General features: G+C 67.8%; 3 protein-coding genes. 2 read left to right on the forward strand and 1 reads right to left on the reverse strand.

Features of this window, described 5'->3' with window-relative positions:
- The coding region (locus VL752_RS14305; RefSeq protein ID WP_325356403.1) for a RecX family transcriptional regulator at positions 1–560 on the reverse strand (560 nt) is incomplete at its 3' end.
- A gap of 83 nt (positions 561–643) precedes the next feature.
- Here VL752_RS14305 and VL752_RS14310 point away from each other — a divergent pair.
- Together VL752_RS14310 and argF are read left to right on the forward strand one after the other, a co-directional pair.
- On the forward strand, positions 644–1,834 hold the full coding sequence (locus VL752_RS14310) for an aspartate aminotransferase family protein (RefSeq protein ID WP_325356405.1): 1,191 nt from the start codon (positions 644–646) through the stop codon (positions 1,832–1,834).
- A 20-nt stretch (positions 1,835–1,854) separates the two neighbouring features.
- On the forward strand, positions 1,855–2,805 hold the full coding sequence (gene argF / locus VL752_RS14315; protein ID WP_325356407.1) for an ornithine carbamoyltransferase: 951 nt from the start codon (positions 1,855–1,857) through the stop codon (positions 2,803–2,805).
- Positions 2,806–2,844 lie beyond the last annotated feature (39 nt).

Raw genomic sequence — 2,844 nt, forward strand, 5'->3', positions numbered from 1 at the left:
TCCTCCCGCTCACAGGCCAACGCCCGGCGTGCAATGCTGCCGCTGAAGCCCGCCCGGCCGAAGGCCATGAGGATTCGGGTCTCCGCTTCGGCATCGGCTTCGGCGTCCGGTCCGGTGACCGCGAAGGGACCGACGCGCCGGCGGCGGGCGAAAGCGAGTGCGGCCGCGAATTCCGTGGCCGTGTCCTCGGGCACGGCCTCCCCCGCCGTCTCCCCGGCAACGCCGCGGGCCGCAAGATGGGCGAGGACCGCCCGGCGTGAGCGACCCGCCCGGCGCAACCGGCGCGCCCGGCTTTCGGCAAAGGCCTGGTCATTGACCGCGCCCATGGCAACGAGATCGGCGACGACCTTTGCCGCCGCTTCGCGCAGCCCCGCCGCCTGGCCGGCGATCGTCGTCCGGTCGCAACCCTCGACCGATGCCAATGCGTCAGCCCAGCGGCGAATGCGCCGGTCAAGCGCGCGGGCGAGCGCTGCCTCCGTGCCGCCATAGCGCGTGACATAGGCGAGAGCAGCCTCCCGTAGCGCCGCCCCGTCGAGACGTGCGGTTTTTGCCTGCGTCATCTGTGTGATGCTTCATCCTCATTCATTGACGACACCCGCCTCGCATCTCATACATCACTGCTTTCCTTCACCGGAAGGTCAGCATGATTTCTGCCCTGATGCCGAACTACAACCGCGCCGACCTCGCTTTTGAGCGGGGCGACGGTGCTTGGCTGTTTTCGACCGATGGGCGACGATTCCTCGATTTCGGCGGCGGCATCGCGACCTCCGCCCTGGGCCACGGCCACCCGCATCTGACCCAGGCGATCGCCGAGCAGGCGGCGAAAGTCATGCATGTTTCCAACCTCTACCGGGTGCCGCAGGCGGAAAAGCTCGCCGCGCGCCTGGTCGAGAACAGTTTCGGCGACAGCGTCTTCTTCTGCAATTCGGGCGCTGAGGCGAACGAGGGCATGGTCAAGATGATCCGCAAATACCATGCGGAGAACGGCCATCCCGAGCGCTGGCGCATCATCTGCTTCGACGGCGCCTTCCACGGGCGCACGCTCGCGATGATCTCGGCGACCGGAAACCCTAACTACATCAAGGGCTTCGGCCCGGCGGTGGACGGCTTCGACCATGTCCCCTTCAACAACCTCAACGCGCTGCGCGACGCCATCGGGCCGGAGACCGCCGGTATCGTCATGGAGCCGATCCAGGGCGAAGGCGGCATCCGCTCGGCCGATCCGGATTTCCTGCCCGGGCTGCGCGCCGCGGCCGACGAGTTCGGCCTGCTTCTGGGCCTCGACGAGATCCAGACCGGCATGGGCCGCACCGGCCGTCTGTTTGCCTATGAATGGTCGGACGTCACGCCGGATGTCATGTCGCTGGCCAAAGGTCTCGGCGGCGGCTTCCCCATCGGCGCCGTGGTCACGACCGAGGCGGTCGCCCGTGCTGTGAAGCCGGGCAGCCACGGCACCACCTTCGGCGGCAATCCGCTCGCCTGCGCTGCCGGCAATGCCGTGCTGGATGTCCTCCTCGTTCCCGGCTTCCTGGACCAGGTAGCCGCCCGCGGCGCGCTGCTCAGCGCCGGATTGAAGACACTCGCCGGCGAGTTTCCTCAGGTTATCACGGCGATTCGCGGCCGCGGACTGCTCATCGGCCTGAAGCTCGAACTGCCCAATACGGCGCTTCAGGCGGCCTGCCTGGAACAGGGCCTGCTGACCGTCGCGGCCGGGGACAACGTGTTGCGCTTGGCGCCGCCGCTCATCATCACGGAAGAGGACTGCCACACCGCCATCCGTCTGCTGCGGCAGGCGGTACAGGAGCTGGCCAAGACGAAGGTTGCTGCGCAGTGAAGGACGTCAGGGACGATTTGATGGAAACTTCTGCAGCCGCTGACGGGTCCGGCGCCCCCATCCGGCACTTCCTGGACATCTGCGACCTCGATGCCCGCACGCTGCGCGACATCCTGACCACCGCCGAAGTCTGCAAGGCGAACCGCCGCAGCCACGCGCGGCCGCTCGCCGGCCGTTCCGTAGCACTCATCTTCGGCAAGCCCAGCACCCGCACGCGGGTGAGTTTCGAGGTTGCCATCCGCGAAATGGGCGGCGATCCGGTGGTGCTGCTGGGGCATGAAATGCAGCTCGGCCGGGGCGAGACCATTGCCGATACGGCGCGGGTCCTGTCCCGCTACGTGGATGCCATCATGCTGCGCACGGATCGCGATGCCAACCTGCGCGAACTCGCGCAATACGCGACCGTGCCGGTGATCAACGGCCTCACGGAAGCCTCCCACCCCTGCCAGATCATGGCCGATATCCTGACCTTCGAGGAGCTGCGCGGGCCGATTGCCGGCCAGACCATCGCCTGGGTGGGGGACGGCAACAACGTCGCCCGCAGCTGGATCGAGGCCGCAGCGCGGTTCGACTTCACCCTCCGCCTCGCCTGCCCTGGCGAGCTTGAGCCGCCGGCCGCCGTCCTTGCCTGGGCGCGCGCCGAAGGTGCAAAGATCGAGCTGACGCACGACCCCCGCGTAGCGGTGCGGGATGCCCGCTGCGTCATCACCGATACCTGGGTCAGCATGTCGGATACCGAGGGCGAAAGCCGTCACAACATGCTCGCACCCTATCGGGTGACGTCCAAGTTGATGGCGGAAGCGGCACCCGATGCGCTCTTCATGCATTGCCTGCCCGCCCATCGCGGCGAGGAGGTCGAGACCGCGGTGATCGACGGGCCGCAATCCGTGGTCTTCCAAGAGGCCGAGAACCGTCTGCATGCCCAGAAGGGCGTGCTGGCCTGGGTCTTCGGCGCGGACGAAGCCGCCTGACGTGGCTGTGGCCCCGCGCCATGCGGCGGTCCCATGAGG

It is taken from the genome of Acidisoma sp., assembly GCF_035492295.1.
Taxonomy (GTDB): domain Bacteria; phylum Pseudomonadota; class Alphaproteobacteria; order Acetobacterales; family Acetobacteraceae; genus Acidisoma.

What these genes read in the sequence shown, in the direction of transcription:
- VL752_RS14310 (WP_325356405.1), top strand. Translation starts at nt 644, where the DNA reads ATGATTTCTGCCCTGATGCCGAACTACAACCGCGCCGACCTCGCTTTT.
- argF (WP_325356407.1), top strand. Translation starts at nt 1,855, where the DNA reads ATGGAAACTTCTGCAGCCGCTGACGGGTCCGGCGCCCCCATCCGGCAC.